This is a genomic window from Halobacterium bonnevillei, from assembly GCF_009831555.1.
GTDB lineage: Archaea > Halobacteriota > Halobacteria > Halobacteriales > Halobacteriaceae > Halobacterium > Halobacterium bonnevillei.
This window is the reverse complement of record NZ_WUUU01000327.1, coordinates 1-1,433: the sequence shown is the minus strand read 5'-3', so window position 1 is coordinate 1,433 and position 1,433 is coordinate 1. Positions and strand designations below refer to the sequence as shown.

Annotated in this window: 2 protein-coding genes; both read right to left on the bottom strand. The window is 69.8% G+C overall.

Annotated elements, in window-relative coordinates:
- Window positions 1–265 precede the first annotated feature (265 nt).
- A complete protein-coding gene (locus GRX66_RS18975) occupies window positions 266–994 on the bottom strand; it encodes a nucleoside phosphorylase (RefSeq protein WP_159527844.1) in 729 nt (242 codons plus the stop codon).
- A 107-nt stretch (window positions 995–1,101) separates the two neighbouring features.
- Entirely contained in the window at window positions 1,102–1,275 is a 174-nt protein-coding gene (locus tag GRX66_RS18970) for a hypothetical protein (RefSeq protein WP_159527843.1), read from the bottom strand.
- Window positions 1,276–1,433: the final 158 nt, after the last annotated feature.

Genomic DNA, 1,433 nt, shown 5'->3' with positions numbered 1-1,433 from the left:
GAGGGCCGTCGGGCGGGCCGCGGCGGACCCGCCGGCCGTCACTCCGAGAACATGTCAACCGACTCCGCGAGCGTGCCAGTTGGGTGTTTCGGCTTCCAACTCGGGCGGGGCGACGACGGGCACGCAGGGGTGTACCGAGGCGAACCGCCGTTTCACTCGGTAGCCTCGGCCGGTCGACACCCGGCGTGAGCGCGGCAACCGTCTCGCCGCGACGGCGGCCGCACAGAGTGGGCGTCCGTCGAGTCGGTCACGGCGTCCAGCGCGCTTACGCCAGGTCGGTCACGGCGTCCAGCGAGATGTCGATGGCGCGTGCGACGTTGTTCTTGGCCTTCTCCGGGAGTTCGTCCTCGCCGTCCGCCCCCTTCTGGGTACCGGCGACGAGGTTGCCGTCGACGGTGCAGATGGCGCCCGCACGCAGACCGCGACGCCGCGCCAGCGAGAACACCGTGGCGGCCTCCATCTCGATTGCGAGCAGGTTCGCGTCGTTCCAGTCCGCGACGTACTCGTCGGACTCGTTGTAGAACGCGTCGTCGCTGACGATCGGGCCCACGTGTACGTCCTCGTCGTTGGCTTCGGCCGAATCAACGAGACTCGTCAGGACGTCGAAGTCCGGGACGGCTGGGTAGACCGCGGACTCGTAGCGCTTGCTCGTGCCCTCCTCCTTGGCGGCCCCGGTCGCGACGATCATGTCCCCGACCTCGATGTCCGCCTGGAGCGCGCCGATGGTGCCGACGCGGATGAACGTCTCCACGCCGACGTTCGCGAGTTCCTCGACGGCGATGGCGGCGGACGGACACCCGATGCCGGTCGAGCAGATAGTGAGGTCGACGCCCTCGTAGGTCGCGTTGACGACCTTGTACTCGCGGTTCTCGGCGACGACCTCGCTGTCGTCGCAGTGGGCGGCGATGCGGTCGACGCGACCCGGGTCGCCGGGGACGAGCGCGACGTCTTCGACGTCGCCCTCCTCGACGAGCAGGTGCGGTTGGTTTGCCATGCAAGCGGCTTCGGCGCTCCCGGAGAAAAAGAGCGGGGATTGCGTCCGGCGACGGCCAGCGTCAGTTCCCGACGACCTGCGCTCGGCGACGAGAACCCCGTCGCCTGCTACGACCCGTCGACTTCCGCGCGGTAGATCGCCAGGAAACCGACGAGGAGCAACACGAATCCCGTGAACGCGGTCGTCAGCCCCGCGGCGAGCGACGGCGCGCCCAGGGAAGCGAGCACCTGGAACACGCCGAGGAGGACCAGCACGCCGGCGACGAGTTTCCACGCGTCCATGCTGGCAGCGAGGGCCGGTCGCGTCAAAAGGGTTCGCGTCCGCGAGCGCGCGTCACAGCACGACGAGGCCGCGCGGTCGCTCGGACTCCAGGAGCGCGGGCCAGTCGGTGTCCAGGGCGGACCACGACGCGCCCCAGTCCGAGGTCCGGAACAGCCCG